Annotated in this window: 14 protein-coding genes; 2 read left to right on the top strand and 12 right to left on the bottom strand. The window is 33.5% G+C overall.

What is annotated here, in order from left to right:
* Nucleotides 1-1,161 carry a DegT/DnrJ/EryC1/StrS family aminotransferase gene (locus tag DFQ10_RS13035; RefSeq protein ID WP_115817874.1) on the bottom strand — a complete coding sequence of 387 codons (1,161 nt, stop codon included), beginning with the start codon at nt 1,159-1,161 and terminating at the stop codon, nt 1-3.
* A 126-nt stretch (nt 1,162-1,287) separates the two neighbouring features.
* Between DFQ10_RS13035 and DFQ10_RS13030 the strand changes: the two genes are divergently transcribed.
* Nucleotides 1,288-2,526 (top strand): 3-deoxy-D-manno-octulosonic acid transferase, encoded by a 1,239-nt coding sequence (locus DFQ10_RS13030; RefSeq protein WP_181897637.1) that lies wholly within the window; start codon nt 1,288-1,290, stop codon nt 2,524-2,526.
* A gap of 14 nt (nt 2,527-2,540) precedes the next feature.
* Here the strand turns inward: DFQ10_RS13030 and DFQ10_RS13025 are convergent, their stop codons facing one another.
* Genes DFQ10_RS13025 through DFQ10_RS13015 form a run of 3 tightly spaced genes read right to left on the bottom strand, consistent with a single transcriptional unit; the run spans nt 2,541 to nt 5,786 of the window.
* Nucleotides 2,541-3,143 carry an alpha-ketoglutarate-dependent dioxygenase AlkB family protein gene (locus DFQ10_RS13025; protein WP_115817873.1) on the bottom strand — a complete coding sequence of 201 codons (603 nt, stop codon included), beginning with the start codon at nt 3,141-3,143 and terminating at the stop codon, nt 2,541-2,543.
* Between the two features lie 32 nt (nt 3,144-3,175).
* A complete protein-coding gene (locus DFQ10_RS13020; RefSeq protein WP_115817872.1) occupies nt 3,176-4,453 on the bottom strand; it encodes a T9SS type A sorting domain-containing protein in 1,278 nt (425 codons plus the stop codon).
* A 13-nt stretch (nt 4,454-4,466) separates the two neighbouring features.
* Nucleotides 4,467-5,786 carry a M20/M25/M40 family metallo-hydrolase gene (locus tag DFQ10_RS13015; RefSeq protein WP_115817871.1) on the bottom strand — a complete coding sequence of 440 codons (1,320 nt, stop codon included), beginning with the start codon at nt 5,784-5,786 and terminating at the stop codon, nt 4,467-4,469.
* Nucleotides 5,787-5,994: 208 nt separating this feature from the next.
* Here DFQ10_RS13015 and DFQ10_RS13010 point away from each other — a divergent pair, with 208 nt between their 5' ends.
* Nucleotides 5,995-6,441, top strand: a complete 447-nt coding sequence (locus tag DFQ10_RS13010) for a hypothetical protein (RefSeq protein WP_115817870.1) — start codon at nt 5,995-5,997, stop codon at nt 6,439-6,441.
* A gap of 63 nt (nt 6,442-6,504) precedes the next feature.
* Here the strand turns inward: DFQ10_RS13010 and DFQ10_RS13005 are convergent, their stop codons facing one another.
* From DFQ10_RS13005 to DFQ10_RS12970, 8 genes are all read right to left on the bottom strand, one after another.
* On the bottom strand, nt 6,505-7,518 hold the full coding sequence (locus tag DFQ10_RS13005; protein WP_115817869.1) for a LacI family DNA-binding transcriptional regulator: 1,014 nt from the start codon (nt 7,516-7,518) through the stop codon (nt 6,505-6,507).
* A gap of 75 nt (nt 7,519-7,593) precedes the next feature.
* Entirely contained in the window at nt 7,594-8,577 is a 984-nt protein-coding gene (locus DFQ10_RS13000; RefSeq protein ID WP_115817868.1) for a T9SS type A sorting domain-containing protein, read from the bottom strand.
* 109 nt (nt 8,578-8,686) lie between these two features.
* A complete protein-coding gene (locus DFQ10_RS12995; protein WP_115817867.1) occupies nt 8,687-10,936 on the bottom strand; it encodes a T9SS type A sorting domain-containing protein in 2,250 nt (749 codons plus the stop codon).
* A 402-nt stretch (nt 10,937-11,338) separates the two neighbouring features.
* Nucleotides 11,339-12,223, bottom strand: a complete 885-nt coding sequence (locus DFQ10_RS12990) for a glycoside hydrolase family 17 protein (protein WP_115817866.1) — start codon at nt 12,221-12,223, stop codon at nt 11,339-11,341.
* A 28-nt stretch (nt 12,224-12,251) separates the two neighbouring features.
* Nucleotides 12,252-13,664 carry an MFS transporter gene (locus tag DFQ10_RS12985; RefSeq protein ID WP_115817865.1) on the bottom strand — a complete coding sequence of 471 codons (1,413 nt, stop codon included), beginning with the start codon at nt 13,662-13,664 and terminating at the stop codon, nt 12,252-12,254.
* 1 nt (nt 13,665) lies between these two features.
* Nucleotides 13,666-15,174: a glycoside hydrolase family 30 protein gene (locus DFQ10_RS12980; protein WP_115817864.1), complete on the bottom strand. Its 1,509-nt coding sequence runs from the start codon at nt 15,172-15,174 to the stop codon at nt 13,666-13,668.
* Nucleotides 15,175-15,181: 7 nt separating this feature from the next.
* Complete coding sequence (locus DFQ10_RS12975; protein ID WP_115817863.1) at nt 15,182-16,237, bottom strand: glycoside hydrolase family 2 TIM barrel-domain containing protein; 1,056 nt, start codon at nt 16,235-16,237, stop codon at nt 15,182-15,184.
* Between the two features lie 2 nt (nt 16,238-16,239).
* Entirely contained in the window at nt 16,240-17,529 is a 1,290-nt protein-coding gene (locus DFQ10_RS12970) for a glycosyl hydrolase family 17 protein (RefSeq protein WP_115817862.1), read from the bottom strand.
* Nucleotides 17,530-17,544: the final 15 nt, after the last annotated feature.

Genomic DNA, 17,544 nt, shown 5'->3' with positions numbered 1-17,544 from the left:
TTAAGAATTGCTATTTATAAAATTAAGTACTGTGCTAGTAATAAATTCAATTTGTTCATCATCTAGCTCAGTATGCATAGGAAGCGAAATAACAGATTTCACTAACGCATTGGTTACTGTAAAATCGGCTTCGTTATAACGCTCATCTAAATACGCTTTTTGTCTATGTAAAGGAATTGGATAATAGACACCACAAGGAATATTTTTTTCTTGTAAATGCGACACTAAAGCATCTCTATCTACACCTTTTAAGTTCAAAGTATATTGATGAAACACATGGCAATCACAAGTATCACAAATACCATTACACTCATCTCTACCAGAAGGAATAGTAATGTTTGGGTGATTTTTAAATGCAGCATTATAGCGTCTTGCAGCATCGCGTCTAGCGGCATTATAAGTATCTAAATGTGGTAATTTTGCATCTAACACTGCTGCTTGAATAGAATCTAATCTCGAATTTACTCCAACAACATCATGATGATAACGCTCGTACATACCATGATTTACAATACCTCTAATCTTGTGTGCTAAATCATCATCATTAGTAAAAATAGCTCCACCATCTCCATAACAACCTAGATTTTTAGAAGGAAAAAATGATGTTGAAGCTACGTGACCAATAGCACCTGTTTTGGTTTTAGAACCATCACGATGTGTATAATCGGCTCCAATACCTTGTGCATTATCTTCTATAACATATAAATTATGTGCTTTAGCTAAATCCATTATAGCATCCATATCTGCTGGCAAACCAAATAAATGCACTGGCACAATCGCCTTTGTTTTAGGTGTTATCGCTTTTTTAATCGCTTCCACATCTATATTAAATGTTACAGGATCTACATCAACTAAAACAGGCGTTAATTGCAATAATGCAATAACCTCTACAGTTGCCGCAAATGTAAAATCTGCTGTAATTACCTCATCGCCTGGTTTTAAACCTAAACCCATCATTGCGATTTGCAATGCATCTGTACCATTTGCACAAGGTATAACGTGCTTAACTCCTAGGTAGTTTTCAAGATTTTTCTGAAACTGATGTACTTTAGGACCATTGATGTACGCTGCACTTTCCATTACCTCTGCTATTGAAGGATCTACAACGTCTTTTATTTTTGCGTATTGACTCTGAAGGTCAACCATTTGTATTTTTTTCATTCTGAAGACTACATTTTTAGGATATAAATAAAAAAGCAAAAAGCTCTAAGCGAAAATACGAAATTGTAAGCGCTATGGCAACGCAATTAAATGAAAGAAATGTATTTTAGCACAAATCTTTGTTTTTTGAAAGGACTCTATTCTATAGGAATTTATATTGCCAGTTTTGTTTTAAAAGCCCTAGGCTTATTCAATTCTAAATTGAAACAAGGAATTGTTGGCAGAAAAAACACCTTTTCTATACTCAAAAAGGCTATTAATCCGCAAGATAAAACCCTATGGTTTCATTGTGCGTCTCTTGGTGAGTATGAGCAAGGGCTGCCTGTTTTTGAAGCTTTAAAAGCAAAACACCCTAACCATAAAGTTGTCTTATCTTTCTTTTCACCTTCAGGATATGAGGTAAGAAAAAATGCAAAAATTGCAGATGTGGTGGTTTATCTTCCATTAGACACTAATACCAATGCTAAACGATTCCTAGATCTTGTGCATCCAGATTATATTCTCTTAGTGAAATATGAAATTTGGCCCAATTTTTTACATGAAATAAAAAAACGTGGATTAAACGCTATTTTAATTTCAGCTGTTTTTAGAAAAGATCAGGCATTTTTTAAATGGTATGGCAGTTATATGACATCTGCTTTATTTGGATTCAATCATATTTTCACACAAGACGAAAACTCAAAATTACTACTAAAAAACATTCATTATAATTCCGTTTCCGTTTCTGGAGACACACGTTTTGATCGGGTTTCAAATCAATTAAAAGTTGATAACACCGTTTCATTCATTGAAACCTTTAAAGCAAATCAATTGTGTATGGTCTTCGGAAGTACCTGGCCAGATGATGATAAGTTATATCTCGATTTTATCAATAACTCTAAAAATTCTAACGTAAAATTTGTCATTGCTCCTCATAATATAAAACCTAGTTATATTTCATCCTTAAAATCGCAATTGAAAGTAAAAACGACTTGTTTTTCGGAATTAAACCAGAATGAAAATTTAGCTGATTACAATGTCTTTATCTTAGATACTATTGGTTATTTGAGTAAAGTATATAGTTATGCTGATATTGCTTATGTTGGAGGAGGAGCTGGCTCAACAGGTTTGCATAACATACTAGAACCGGCCGTATTTGGAATTCCTATTCTAATTGGTCAGAATTACAACAAATTTCCAGAAGCTAAAATGCTAATAGATTTGGGAGGTGTTACAACTTTAGCGAGTTCTACTGCATTTAACTCAACTTTAAATGCATTGATTACAGATAATGTATTAAGAAAAAAGCAAGGTGAGATTACTAAATCCTTTATAGATTCAAATACTGGTGCTGTTCTTAAAATTATGGATTATTTAGAATCTTAATTTAATGATCTCAATTAAGATTCTATAGTTCTAAACGTTAAATTAATTCTTTGTGTTTTTACTTTTTTAGTTGGTGGTAAACGATGTAACCAATTGGTTTGCGTTGCTCCTTTCATCACAAGTAAACTTCCTTTTTCTAAATGAACAAAAACACTCTGCTTTGTGTGCTTATGCTTAAACGAAAATTTACGTTCAGCTCCAAAACTTAATGAAGCAATAGCGCCATTCTTTTTTAAATCCTTTTCACCATCACTATGCCAAGCCATGCCTTCTTCTCCACTATGGTATAAATTGAGCAAGCATGAATTAAATGTTTCTCCCGTTTTCTGTTCTACCATTTCTTTAAGTTCTAAAAGCTCTTTAATCCATGGTAAAGCAGATTTTGTAGTTTTAGAATAAGTATAATCAAAGGGCTTGTCACCATACCAAGCTACTTTTCGCTTTGTGATAATTAACTTTCCAAAAATAATGGCTTTATCGTTTTCCCAATGAATATGTTGAAGTAGTTTCTCATAGTAATCTTGTGCTTTCGCTAAAGACATTATTGAACCATAATAATTAACTTCACCATCAAACGGTAAAAGATTAGCATTTGTAGATGTATTAAATAAGTCCATTTTTTTAATCAAATAAATTCAAACTAACCTTACTATTTTTTTATTAGCCTCAATACTTGAGTCACTGAATCACTTTTAAGCTTTAAAAAATAAATTCCAGAACTTAATGATACCAAATTAACCGTGTTATCAGATTGTAATTTTACAGGCATCGTATTTCCTAAAATATCTATGAGTTCAAGTGAGTTTAATACAACATCAGATTCTATTTGAATAGTTTCTACAAACGGATTCGGATGCACTTTAATATTGGCCATTTCAAATTCTGAAACAGATAAAAAACATTGTGGATTACTACCAACAACTGACGTAAATACGCCATTATCGATAGACCAATCTCTCCATTCTCCTCCACTACCTGTTTCCCAATCAGATAAATCGAAATAATTGACTCCACTTTCCGTTCCTGGTACTTTATACACTTTTATAGCTTCATTATTTCTATCCCAAGTTAAAGGCACTCCCGAAATACAAGTTTCAGGATTAAAATCAGCAGTACAATTGGCTTGTAAGAAATAAGCGAACTCATCATAAGCCGGATATTCACCGTAAACATATGCTTTACCGTTTGGCTCCACACAAACTGCTGTGTATTCATTGCATGCTATGCCAAAGGACCTTGTAGAATTATCTGTTGCAATTCTGGCTAAAAATACACTATGCCTTGCTCTACGATCTGGATCATCGTAATGCGAATCTGTTATCACATTATTTAAATAGGGAATATTCAAAAAATCATTATACCCTAAAGTCATTCTTGAATGATAAGGATTACTTAAAGCCTCTGCATTAGTTACTGTGCCGTTTTGAGCCGAAAAATATGAACCTCCCAAAATTGCTAATCCTGCGCTAGTACCTCCAATAACACCTTGTTTTGTATTTACAAAATTGTTTAATGCATCTTCCATAGCATTATCCTTAAAGTAACTAACATAATTATACTGATCTCCACCAGCAAACCAAATCGCTTCAGCATCTGCTACTTTTTGAAGTACGTAAGGGTCTAATGCTCCGGTTTCATTATGAATAACAAAAGTGGTTACAGAATTAATATTTACACCTAATTGCGAATAAAAATAATCGTTATAACCATCACTTCCAGATGCTCTGAGTACTACAATATCTCCACCATCTGCTTTGTTTAAAAACCAAATCATGGCATCCTCTTGCTCCGTTGATCCTCCCATTAAACAAACTCCAGGTTGATGGTTAGTTGTTATATTAGTTGAACTTCCTGTATGATATTCTGTATAATTCTGAGCAAAACAAATTTGTAAGCTTAGTAAACAGAAAAACGTAATTTTCTTCATATTTTTTTGAATGTTACAATTTTGAATTCACCAATCTGTACAATAAAACAGCCGTTATTTTGGCTTGCATAGCAACAGTATTCAAATTACCTGATTCATTAATGGTATGATCTCCACCTCCTCCTGTTAGACCTAAACCATCAATTGCCATATCTACATACTCTGAGGTAAATGAAATATCTGCCGCACCAGCATTTCTAGGGTTTACGGCTGTTACAGATCCAAATCCTAAATCTTCACTTACAGTATTAAAATAGCCTAACAATTTTGTATTTCCTTCGGTTAAAGACAAAGGTGGATAGCCTCCTGGGGAAAAATGTAATTCCGCTTTGGTATTAGGAAAATTTTCTGACACAATTTTAACCATAGTTTCCTTCGCTTTTTTTAATTGCTCTAAAGATACAGCTCTCAAATCTCCTCTAACTATAGTGGCTTGTGATACAACATTAGTCTTTCCAAATGCAGAACCACCAGTTCCGTTATCATCTGGATTTAAAGTAGTGCCTCCAATAATAAACCCAGGATTAAAAGTTAAATCTTTTTCTTTTGACAGCTGAATATAGAATTCATTTAAAATTCTGGATGTTTCATAAATAGCACCTGCACCAACTGTTTCAGTAAATATTTGTGATGAATGCGCAGGATTTCCAGAGACTTTTAGTTTCCAATCTGTAGATCCTCTTCTTGAAACCACTACTGTTTTTGGATTATTATCACCATTTTCAAAACCTAAGGCAATGTCTGCTCGTTTTGCAGCATCAATTAAATCCTTCTTTGATAATTCTAAAGGCTTACCACTTTTTTCCTCATCACCAGTCATAATAATTTCTATAGACATATCGTCTAAAAGTCCTGCTTCGCTTAACGCTTGCATGGCTAAAATAATAATCACGTCTCCACCTTTCATGTCTGCAACTCCAGGGCCTTTCATTATAGAATCATTTTGCATGGTGTATTCTTGCAACGGACTATCTAATTCAAAAACCGTATCTAAATGACCTATCATTAAAAATTTCGGACCCTTTTTACCTTTTCTTGTAGCTATTAAATGTCCAGCTCTTCCATAAGCGTCACCATTTGTCAATTCTGTTTTAAAACCGAGTTTATCAAGTTCTTTTTGAAAAAGGGATCCTACTTTTTGCACACCTTCAAAATTCATAGTACCACTATTAATATTAACCGCTTTTTTAAGTAGGCTAATTGCGCTTTCGTTAAATTTATCTACAGCGCTTATAATTTTTCGTTCATTTCTATTGTTTTGCGAAAAGCTTAAAATTGAAAAGCAAATGGTGATTAAAAAAAATAAATTCTTAAAATTCGATTCTAGATTCATAAGGCTAAGCTATTGTAAATGCATGACTTGATTAATATAAATTTAAAAGTAATGGAAAATAGAAAAAAAATCATCTAAAAAAGTCCAAATCACTAATCTAAACGTATATAGCAGACATGTACGAGGAATAAATCAAAAAAAAATGTTAAAATTATATTGAAATTACTATTTTCGTACATTAACTATAATTAACACTAAAACTATTAAAATGAAAAAAGTTGTATTAAGTTTAGCACTTGTTGCTGTATTAGGATTGTCATTTACATCTTGTAGAGAAACTGCAGATAAAGCTGGAGATGCTTTAGAAAACGCAGCTGATGCTACAGGTGACGCATTAGAAGATGCTGGTGATGCTGTTGAAGATGCAGTTGATAATGCTGGTGATGCTTTAGAAGAAGCTGGTGACGCTGTTGAAAACGCTGCTGGTGATGCAGTAGATGCTGCTGGTAATGCAGTAGATGACGCTAAGGATGCTGCTGGAAACGCAGTAGACAGTGCTAAAGATGCTGCAGGTAATGCAGTTGATAGCGCAAAAGATGCTGCTAAAAATGCAGTAGATGGAGCAAAAGAAGCAGGTAAAACTGCTGTAGATGATGCTAAAAAAGCAGGAAGTGATGCAGTAAATAAAGCTGCTGACAAAGTTAAAGGTATGTAATATCTTACTTTTATAAAAGTATTAAAGTCTGATGAAAATCAGGCTTTTTTTTATGCTTTAATTTTAGAATTTAGTTTGTGTAGACCCACTTAATTTAAGTTCACTTGGCACAACAATAGTTTTAGACCTAAGGGATTCGTCCTTAATATTATCTATTAACAGCATGGTAGACATTTCACCTATTTTATGTGCTTTCTGATGAATAATTGAAATTTTAGGACTCGATAGTAATTGTGTGTGCTCATAGCCAAAACCTACAACAGATAAATCTTTAGGTATAACCTTTCCTAATTTTTTAGCCATATTAATAGCAACAATACCTGTTACGTGATCTATAGAAAGAATAGCATCAATGGATGTATTACTTTTTAAGTAATTGTAAATTTTATTCTCCACATCCTCATCTTTAGCGTTATCTAGTTTTAATATTACAGGTTTTAAATTATGATCTTCTAAGGCTTTTGAATACCCTTCTATTCTTAATTTACCAACACTTAATTCTTCGATATTACTTACCAACAGAATATTTTTACGCTTTTCTTTTAAAATCAAATACTCAGTTGCTTCATAAACACATTGAAAATCATCTACAATCACTTTATTACATTCAATATCACTAACCACACGATCAAACATTAAAACAGGTAGTTTACTTTTTATGATTGCGTTAATATGATCGGTTTCTTTTTTAACTTGACTCTCTCTAGCCACAGCCATAATAAAACCATCAACACTTCCATTAGACAACAATTCTAAACTTCGTTTTTCCTTATGTAAGGTTTCATTAGACAAACAAACAATTATATCATAGTCACTATCTGTTGCAGCCATTTCAATACCATGTAATACCTCAGCAAAAAAAGGATTTGTAACCGTTGGAAGAATTACTCCTATCGTTTTAGACTTATTTGTTTTGAGCTGTTGGGCAATTCTATTTGGCTTGTAGTTTAGTTTAGTCGCCAATTCCTTAACACGGATTCTCGTATTTTCACTAATTTCATGACTATCGTTTAAAGCCTTTGAAACCGTAGAAACAGAGATATTTAATAAGGCCGCTAATTCTTTAAGTGTTGTCATTTTTATAATATTAAATTTAAAGTAAAAAAGAGCGTAAAATATACGCTCTTTAATTGTATTAAGAAATTATATAAACTAATTTTTGATTAGTTTAATAGTTTTTGTACCAACATTGGTTGTTATTTTTGCTAAATATATACCATCTTTTAACTGTGATGCATTGATTGCAATATCCGTTGTATTTGGCTTTAAACTTACCACTTGCTTTCCTAAAATATCTACTACCACAACCTTTTTCACTTGGTTATTTGCTTGAATATTCCATGTGTTTAATGTTGGATTAGGAAACACTTTAAACTTAGCCGTTTCAAAATTACGAGTACTTAATGTTTGCTGAGGCGCATTCCAAACAAAATTTATAGTTTTATTACCATCAACCTTGATATATCTGTTGGTGAATGTCCCGTCTGTTGATGTTTGAGCATCTCCAGGAGCAAAAGTTTCTTGATCAACCCATCCATCTACAGTAAATTTAAACTGATACGCATATTCCTCTAATGTTAATGTTTTTTCCCAAATTCCATTACCCATATCAGTCATTTCATTTCCACAAGATCCACACCAAGCACCAAAACCTTGATCATTAAAGTTTTCACCATTAACGTATACTGTTCCTAATGTACCTGAATACGCACTCATATCTACAGACATAGTAATAACAAAAGGTCCATCAGTACCGTCATTTGATTCTGCACATTGACTAAACATAGCTGTTGGCAACACCATATCAGAACCCGCTACAACTAAGCGTCTGTTTGTGTTACCATAATTTGTAATTGTACAGACATCCCCTTGAGTAAAAGTATCCTGTCCTGCCCAATTATCATAAGTAAATTTATACTCATACTCACCATCCATTATTGGTAATGTAGCTTCCCATATTGTACCTGTTGTGTTGGTCAATGGATTGGCATCTCCACTCCATCCATTTATACTTCCACTGACATAAGCCTGTGTAAAAGTTTCACCAGCCATATCAACACTAAATGTGATATTACTTTGTGCAACAGAAATAATGCTAATTAATAGCATTGAAATTAAAAAAGTAATTTTTTTCATAATTATTGTTTTATTTAGTTAATCTTATAAAGATATTGAATGATTTCTAAATAAAAAAAAAGAGCGTAGTTGATACGCTCTTTTAAATTGCTATTAATGAATATAAAAATTAGTTTTTAACTAATTTAAGCGTTTTAGAGCCTTTAGTAGATAAAATCTTAACTAAATAAATTCCATTTACTAATTCTGTAGCATCAATTGCAACTTCTGTTGCATTTGCTTTTAATAAAAGAACTTGCTTGCCTAATATATCATATACTCCAACAGAAGTAATATTTTGATTGTTTGTTTTTACATTCCAAATTGAATTTGTAGGATTAGGATATACCTTAAATTCTGATAATTCAGTATCAATAATTCCTAATGAAGTTCCAAAAGATACATTATCAAAATAATATATTTTTTCACCTGCTGTAGCTCCCTCAGTTCCAAAATTAAAGAAAATAGATGCCTTATTGTAAACCCAACCGTTAGCTAAACCAACACTTAGTGACTCCGTTCCTGTTGCTTGATTGTTAAAATCAAATTCTAATGTTTCCCAGCCCATTGAAACACTAGTCATAGCCTCTGTTTCGCAAGTATGCGTTACGTCATTTGCGTCTTCAACTTTTAAACGAACTGGAATGTTTGCATCTGGAGACCATACACTCACGTACATTTTAGAGGCCGTTCCTGAAAACGGAAGATTTGTAGCAAACCCTGTAGCCGTTCCAATAGTAGTTCCTGCCCATGTTGCAGCTCCTGTGGTTTTAACTGTTTGAATTACCATATTACCAGAGTCTGTTGGATCTACAATTAAAGTAGATGCATTTCCTCCAAAATCTGTTACTGCATAGTTTGTAGTTGCTCCTTCAAAATCTACTGGATGATCTATTTGATCCAATCCACCTGTTACATCTATTTGCTCTACATCATCAAAAAGAAATGTGGAAGTCGCAGTACCATCTCCTAAATTACCAAAATCAAACATAAATACTAAAGTATTAAAGTTAGCAGGTTGACCTGTAAAATCCCAAGTTAAGGTTTCCCAAGCTCCAGAAACTGTTGTTAATTGATCTACTTCAGTTTCTCCAGTTCCTTCTAATTTTAATTTAACAGTTGTACCAATTGGCGCTGTAGTAAATACTTTCATAGAAATACCTCCAAGTGTAGAGAAATCAAGGTTATTTCCTAAAGTTACTTTACTTCCTCCCCAAATTTGTCCACCATCTCTTATTATCTGTGCTACATTGGCGCTTGTGTTGGGTGCTACCGATTGTGGATTAGCAATCACTGATGCTGCTCCACCATCAAAGTCAACAAAATCTGTTGTGTTTGGTTCTGTTTCAAAATCGAATGGTAATGCTAAAGCAGAACCAGCTCCTCCATCATTATATAGAGTAACATCATCAAAGTAGTACGTGAAATTTGCTGTTCCGTCTCCCATAGTTCCTAAATCAAAAATCACTACAATTTTATCATAAGTGTTAGCAGGTATACCTGAGTAATCAAATACTAAAGTCTCCCATGTATTTGTAGTTGTCATGGTGACTTCTTTTTCATAACTGATTCCTGCGTCTCCAGAGTTTTCTACTTTCATTAAAACCTTAGTTCCAGCTTTAATTGAATAAGCTTTCATAGAAAACGTATTATTCGCTGTAAAATCCATAGCAGAACTTAATGCAATTGAACTTCCTCCCCAAACTTGTCCAGCATTTTTTATCATTTGACCAACACTAGCAGAATTGTTATCTCCATTACTTTGTGGATTAGCGATTGTGGTAACTTCACCGCCATCAAAATCTACCCAAGTGGTAGCAGTTTCAAAATCTAAAGGTAAAGACCCTGCAGATCCTGTTCCACCTCCATTATCATATAATGTAATATCATCAAAATAATAAGTAAAATCTGCTGTACCATCTCCCATTGTACCTAAATCAAATATTATAACAATTTTGTCATAAGTATTTGCTGGTATGGCTGAATAATCAAAAACTAAAGTCTCCCATGCATTTGTTGTTGCCATAGTGACTTCTTTTTCATAATTAATTCCAGCATCTGTAGAGTTTTCCACCTTCATTAATACTTTAGTTCCTGCTTTTATTGAATAAGCTTTCATAGAAAACGTATTATTCGCTGTAAAATCCATAGTAGAACTCATTACTAAGGCACTACCTCCCCAAACTTGACCAACACTTTTTACCATTTGACCAACATTTGCAGAACCGTTATCTCCATTACTTTGTGGATTTGCAATGGTAGTAACAGCACCACCATCAAAATCTATCCATGTAGTGGCTGATTCAAAATCGAGTGGTAATGTTTGTGAATACCCAAATGACATTGCCATAAGGATTAGAAATAATGTAATTTTTTTCATCGTTTTATAGTTTAGTTAATATTTATTAAAAAATTGCAGTATTTATAAAAATCACAATTCAATACTGCTGTTCTGATAAATATACCGTCAATAAATTGATATATTTACAAATAGTACAATACCTAAACCATACAACAGTTGATTTTTTTAATTTAAAACGACATTATTCAATTAGCCCATAAAAATAAAGGGATTACAAGACATTTAAAATTACTGTTACCCTATAAAAATCTACTAAATAACGAAATGTTGTGGTAATGTATAGGTCGTGTTTTGACAGAATTAAAGACGCATAACTAACTGTTAGATTTATAGTTACCAATTTTGACGCCTTTTAATATATAATGAAGTGGAGGCGCTTTAAAAACATCTCAGATTTTTACTTAAATTGATTAGAGTAATTTAAAATTTGAGCGTTTCATTTTTATCCCAAATTCCCCAAGAAGCACCAACATCGCCTTCCGGACCAACCTTCCAAGATTCATCAAAAGATGAAAAGTAGAACATATCTATATCTTCCTCTTTAGACCATTGTTGGGAATTGATAAAATACTTTATAGCATTTTCTTCTGAAGGAAAAGCACCATATAGATTAGAACCTTTATTTGGCCAACCTGTTTCTGTAATAATTACTTTTTTTCCTTGACCTGCTTTTAAGGCTCTATTATACATATCTTTCATATATAATAAAGCATAATCTTGGTCGCAGCCTTCCCAAAACGGATAACAATTTGCTAAAACAACATCACAGGCTTCCGTGATATTAGGACGGTCAGCAAACTCGTAGTACGCATCTACATACCCAACCGGAACATTTTTAATTGATTGTTTTACATTATAAATATGCTGAATCAATTCTTCTTCTGTTAAATCACCACGATACATCACTTCGTTACCTACAGCGGCAATATCTACATAGCCTTGATTTGCTAATTCTATGAGTCCAGCAATTTCACTTTTATTAATTTCCTTATCATCACCTAACCATGCACCAACTAATGTTTTTAAGCCATACTCTTTAGCTATTTTTGGAATTAGCTCATTACCTTCCGTACAAGAGAATGAACGAATCCATTTTGTATAAGGTTTTATGATTTCGATTCGTCTTCTTATTTGAGCTTCGCAAAGTTCATCACCAGGTTCTTGCCCATCCATATAAGGACTAAAACAAAGTCCATGAGTACCTCGAGATAAATATTCTTTATATAAAGTTTTTAACTCATTTATATCTTTATGAGCGCATTCTGTAGACCCTAACGCAAAAAATTTCTCTTCTCTAATAGACATAATTCAGTGTTTTCTTGTGATACCTTAACTATTCTACAGGTTTACGACTATCTAATTCTGCCCTAATTTCATTAGAGCGTTCTTCTGTTAAATCATAGTTACGCATTATATACATGGCAGCAAGAGTTCCTAATATTGGAAATCCGGTAAAAAATAATCTTAGTCCAGTAATAGCGCCTTCGGTTTGCACGTCTATAGCAGAATCAAACCCAATAATTGACAAAATTGCTCCACTTAATCCACCTGCAATTCCGAAACCAAATTTTACCATCCACCAGTAAATCGCACCAAAAACACCTTCGCGTCGTTTCCCTGTTTTTAATTCATCTAAATCGATTACATCTGCCGTCATAGACATCATAAGAGTAAACAAGCCACCTATTCCAAAAGAAAAGAAAGGCAATGCGAATAAAAACATATAAGGTTTTCCAGGAATAAATAAGAACCACAACATAATATAACCTATCACTGAAATACCTTGTGATACCATAAATGCTTTTTTCTTTCCTAGAACTTTCGACATTTTAGCGACTATAGGAATTACAAGAAATGTAGTCACTAGAGCACCAACACTCCCAAATAACGTTGGCCAAATACCTGCAGCTGCAGCATCGCCATTAAAAAGATAATAGACGATAATAAAAAATGTGAAACTCGCAACCGTATTAAAAGCATTAAAAACAAAAAATGTAGCAAAACAAAGTTTTTTAAATGGCACTGATTTGAATGCCTCCACAAAATTATTTCCAATTTCTTTTAAACTACCACCAATATTCTTCAAGGTTAATGGTGAATAATCTTCATTAACTGTGGATTTACTTTTTATAAATATGGCTGGTACCATAGCGCAAATTGCAAATATAATTCCGACCCAAATGGCCAATTCTCGTACTGCAACATCAGCAGTAGGATACCATTCTGGATCGTACATAATAACCCAAAACCAAGGTGCAATTACCCAAGCCCATTGACCAATCCATTGTGCGACTGCCATGATGCTTGTACGCTCATGAAAATCATCACTCATTTCATAACCCATTGCTACGTACGGCACGCTAAAAATCGTTAAGCCTAAATAAAACACAAACGACCACAATAAGAAATACCAAAAGTTATAGTCTAGTGAATTTTCTCTAAAGAGCTGCCACATAATTACAAAGGCAACACCCATTAATACGGCTCCGATAAAAACATATTGTCTACGTCTTCCCCAACGCGATTTAGTATTATCTGAGATATAACCCATAATTGGGTCTGTAATGGCATCAAAAAGTCTTGGAACGAGAGAAATAACGCCCCACATCCAACCTGGAAAACCTAAATCTTTAACCAATACCACAATAAAAATACCAATAACAGCCGGAAACATTTGATTAGCGAGCATACCCAATCCAAATGCAACTTTTTGACCTAACGGAACTTTATTGGCTAATGTGGACATATTATTTAGTTTTAGTTGGAATTAAAATCGTTTGAATAGCTTGTTGATTAATCTTTACTTTTACCGTTTCTTCACCAAGCATTAACGTAAAGTCTTTAGACATTTTACCTTCGTTGAATAATACAACAGCAATTGAACCATCTGGATTTTTAGCTGCAGTCACCATTAAATCGGCATCGGCATTTTCTACACCAATAACTTCTGCTCCTGGTCTTATGTATTTACTAAAATGAGCCATAGTGTAATACAATGGTGTGAAGTACACCTCATCAGCTACTGGGTCTACAATGACTGGTGCAACACACCAATTTTCGAACCAATTTGGACCACCTTGTTTATCTAAAACCATGTTCCAATCTACCCAACCATCTACCCAATTGTTAAGGCAACCAATGATATCTCTGGCATAACGATTTACTGGTGCATATTTTGGGTGTAAGTGTTTGTCTTCTGGCGAAGCCCAATCCCAACCCCAATCTGTAGCTTCTTTTTTCCAATACCATGCATCATCTTCCCATTTCGGGATTTCAGAATCTACACAACCTTCAGTTTCAATAAGATATTTGTTTGGTGCTTTATTATGTGCATATTGCAATGCTTCTGGTAAGTAATCAAATGTACTTTCGTACCAATGAATTGCTGTACCTGCAAAATACTTTGAAGATGCTTCATCCTTAAACATTGCATCCACCCACTCATTTAAGCCTGCTCTATTTTGGTCATAACCTAGAATATTCACTTTGCCAAAACCGTCCGCTTCTAACTTAGGACCTAAATGGTTTTGCACAAAATCAGTTTCCTCTTCTGGTGAAAAGTGCATACTTTCCCAATTATTTCCATTTCCGTGTGGTTCATTAACAGGCGTCAGTCCCCAAATATCAATCCCTTCGGCTTTATAAGCTTCTAAATATTTTGAAAAATATAATGCGAATACATCGTAGTATTTAGGTAACAATTTTCCTCCAACATAGGCTTTGTTATCTTTCATCCATGGTGGTGAAGACCAAGGTGAAGAAATAATTTTAAATCCATCTTGAGAAATAGCCTGAGCATCTTTTATCATAGGAATTAAATCATCACGGTCCTCTTCAATATTGAAGCTTTTCAATTCCATATCATCTGCCTCTGGTGCGTAAGTATAATTATTTAATGAAAAATCACAAGACGCAATATGAGTCCTTGTTAATGAATAACGTGCACCATCTTCAGCAAAATAAGCTTGAAGAATAGTATCGCGATTCCTTTTACTCAACTTGTTTAATAAATAAGCTGAAGATTCCGTAAACGAACCACCAAAACCTGTTATAGTTTGAAATTTTTGCTCTGGTAATAATTTTATAACCGCTGAAGAATCTACTTTAGAAAACTCGGTAATTCTAGTGAGTTTATTCCCGCTTTCTGAAGTTTCATAAACCTCAACATTTAAGTTTTTACTTTCTTTTTTTTCAGAATTACAACTCATTACAGTAAAAATTAAGAGTGCTAATATGCTATATCTTATCGTTTTCATGTGTTTTTTAATTAGTTGTTTTATTTACATTAGTATAAATGTCTTTAACAACATCATATACTTTTTTCTTATTTCTATCAATATCTACAATACCCCAAAACTCTTCATTTGGGCTACCATCAAAAGGGACACCTGTACTATTTGGTGCAGTTCCACCTGTATCTTGGACGTTATTGTTTCCGGCTTTCCACCAACCATCTGTAAATTGAAATAACGTGACTCCAGAACAAATATCTTGACCTTTAAAAGTTGCCTTTAAAATAATATCTGTAGCATCCGCTTGCGCTAATTCATTTACACCTTGTGCATAGCCATCTTTAGCAATTTGCATGTAGCTGTCAGCTCCCGTTTCTGATAAATACATTGGTTTATCACTGACTTCTTTCCACTCTTTAAAAATAGTTTCTGGTCTAACTGAACGGTACACGTTCATTCCCCAAACATCAATATTCGGACTCATAGAACGCGCTAATTCTTTTGGCAAATCGCCATGTGCTGTAGTGACAGGGTGAGCAGGGTCGTCTTTATGAATTAATGCTGCAGCATCATTCATTGCAGTGTACCAGTTTTTTATATCACCATCAAACCATTCTGGATGATAGTTATATTCGTTACCTAATTCCCACATTAAAATAGCATTATGGTTTTTGTATTTATTGACATAATCAACAAATGAACCTGAAACAATATCATTTTTACCACCTTGATTGTAACCAAAGCCAATAATTACTTTTAAGCCTGCTTTATTTATCTCATCTAAAACTTGTTCTTCTTCAATTGGCGAATACACTCTAATGGTATTAATTCCGGCCTCGACCATGAGTTTTAAATCTTGTATCAAAGTCCCAAAATCTCTTTTAGTAGACGCTCCTTTTGGAACTGGATGATAGCAGATACCTTTAATTAAATAAGATTCATCATTTACCATTAATTGTCTCCCAGAAACAGATACAACATCACTTACTTGTACTTCAGGATTAACTGAAGCAGTAGCTTTTTCAGATTCATTTTTACACGATAAAAAAACAATAAAACTTATGGCTATGACTACTATTTTTCTCATTATTAATCTCTTGGATAATCTGTGTTTGGCACTAATACATCTTTCATTAATTCTTCTAAATTCCCATTATAAGTTTTAGTAATTGGTTTTCCATCTCTGGTTAAACCATTAAATGTGCCATCATCTACTAAATTCCATAATGGATATTTGGCTTCACTTTTTAAGTTAATTAAACCAAAATGATTTTCGGAACCTAGTTCATGCTCTGCGTCTTTCCATTGTTCATCAAACGCTTCAAAATAAAAAACTGAGATATTTTTTTCGTTCGTCCAATTACGAATATGTTTATAATACAATCCTTGTTTATATTCGTCTGTAGCTCTAGAGCCATTTTTACCATAATGACCTCCAGAAATTGATGCCCAACCAGTCTCACCAATGTGAATAGGTTTATCAACACCAATACTTTTCATGTAATTTGAAACTGAATCATATTGCATTTTGGTAAAATCTAATGCACGCACCATGGCTGCATCAATTTTTTCTTTATCAGTTAAGCTTTCTTCACTTTCAGGAACTTTCCAGAATTCTGGATTATAATGTGAATTGTGATAAGCATACGTATGCATAGAAACATAATCTACAGCATTCGCTAACTTCTCTAAATCTTCTGTATGATAACTTGCATCGCCACCTCCCCAAGACACATAATCGTCTGAGCTAGTAATCCATAAATCTTGAGGTAACTCTCCTTTTTGTTTTAACTCTTGAAGATGATTCACCCATTTTAAAACTATCCATGGTTGTACATAATAAGATGTTGCCCATCTTACCATTGCCTCATTTCCTACGGCAAGAATTTTAACGATGTCTGGATATTGTTTTGCTAATGCAACTGCGGTTTTAACTTCAACCGGATTTCGTTCACTTTCTTGATTATGGTCTGGTTCTCCGTTTTCCCAATTGAATGCGCTTTTACAATCAATCCAAATACCGAGCATTACATACATCTCAAATTCAGAATCTTCAACTTTTAATTCATCTATTGCTTTTAAAAGATTTGCCGCTTGGTCAAAGTGCACATTATAGGTTCTCAGCACTTTTACACCCATTGCGCTTAAGATTTTCATATCTTCCTTAAGCTCTGGAATTGTTGGTTGAATATTTCTATCCTTTTGTCTATAACCACCGTAAGAAATCGCTAAATAATCTGGATTTCCTAATATCTCTTTTGCATTCACAACTTGTTCTTCTTTAACCGGTTCTTCCTTACTCTCTTTTTTTGCATCATTACATGAAAACATAAAAAGTATTACAAAAACAAAAACCGATAATTTTAAACTCTTATTCATGCTTAGTGTTTTTAA

The sequence above is a fragment of the Winogradskyella eximia genome (genome assembly GCF_003386165.1).
GTDB classification, from domain to species: domain Bacteria; phylum Bacteroidota; class Bacteroidia; order Flavobacteriales; family Flavobacteriaceae; genus Winogradskyella; species Winogradskyella eximia.
The sequence above is the reverse complement of the archived record's forward strand: the minus strand, read 5'-3'. Positions and strand labels throughout refer to the sequence as shown.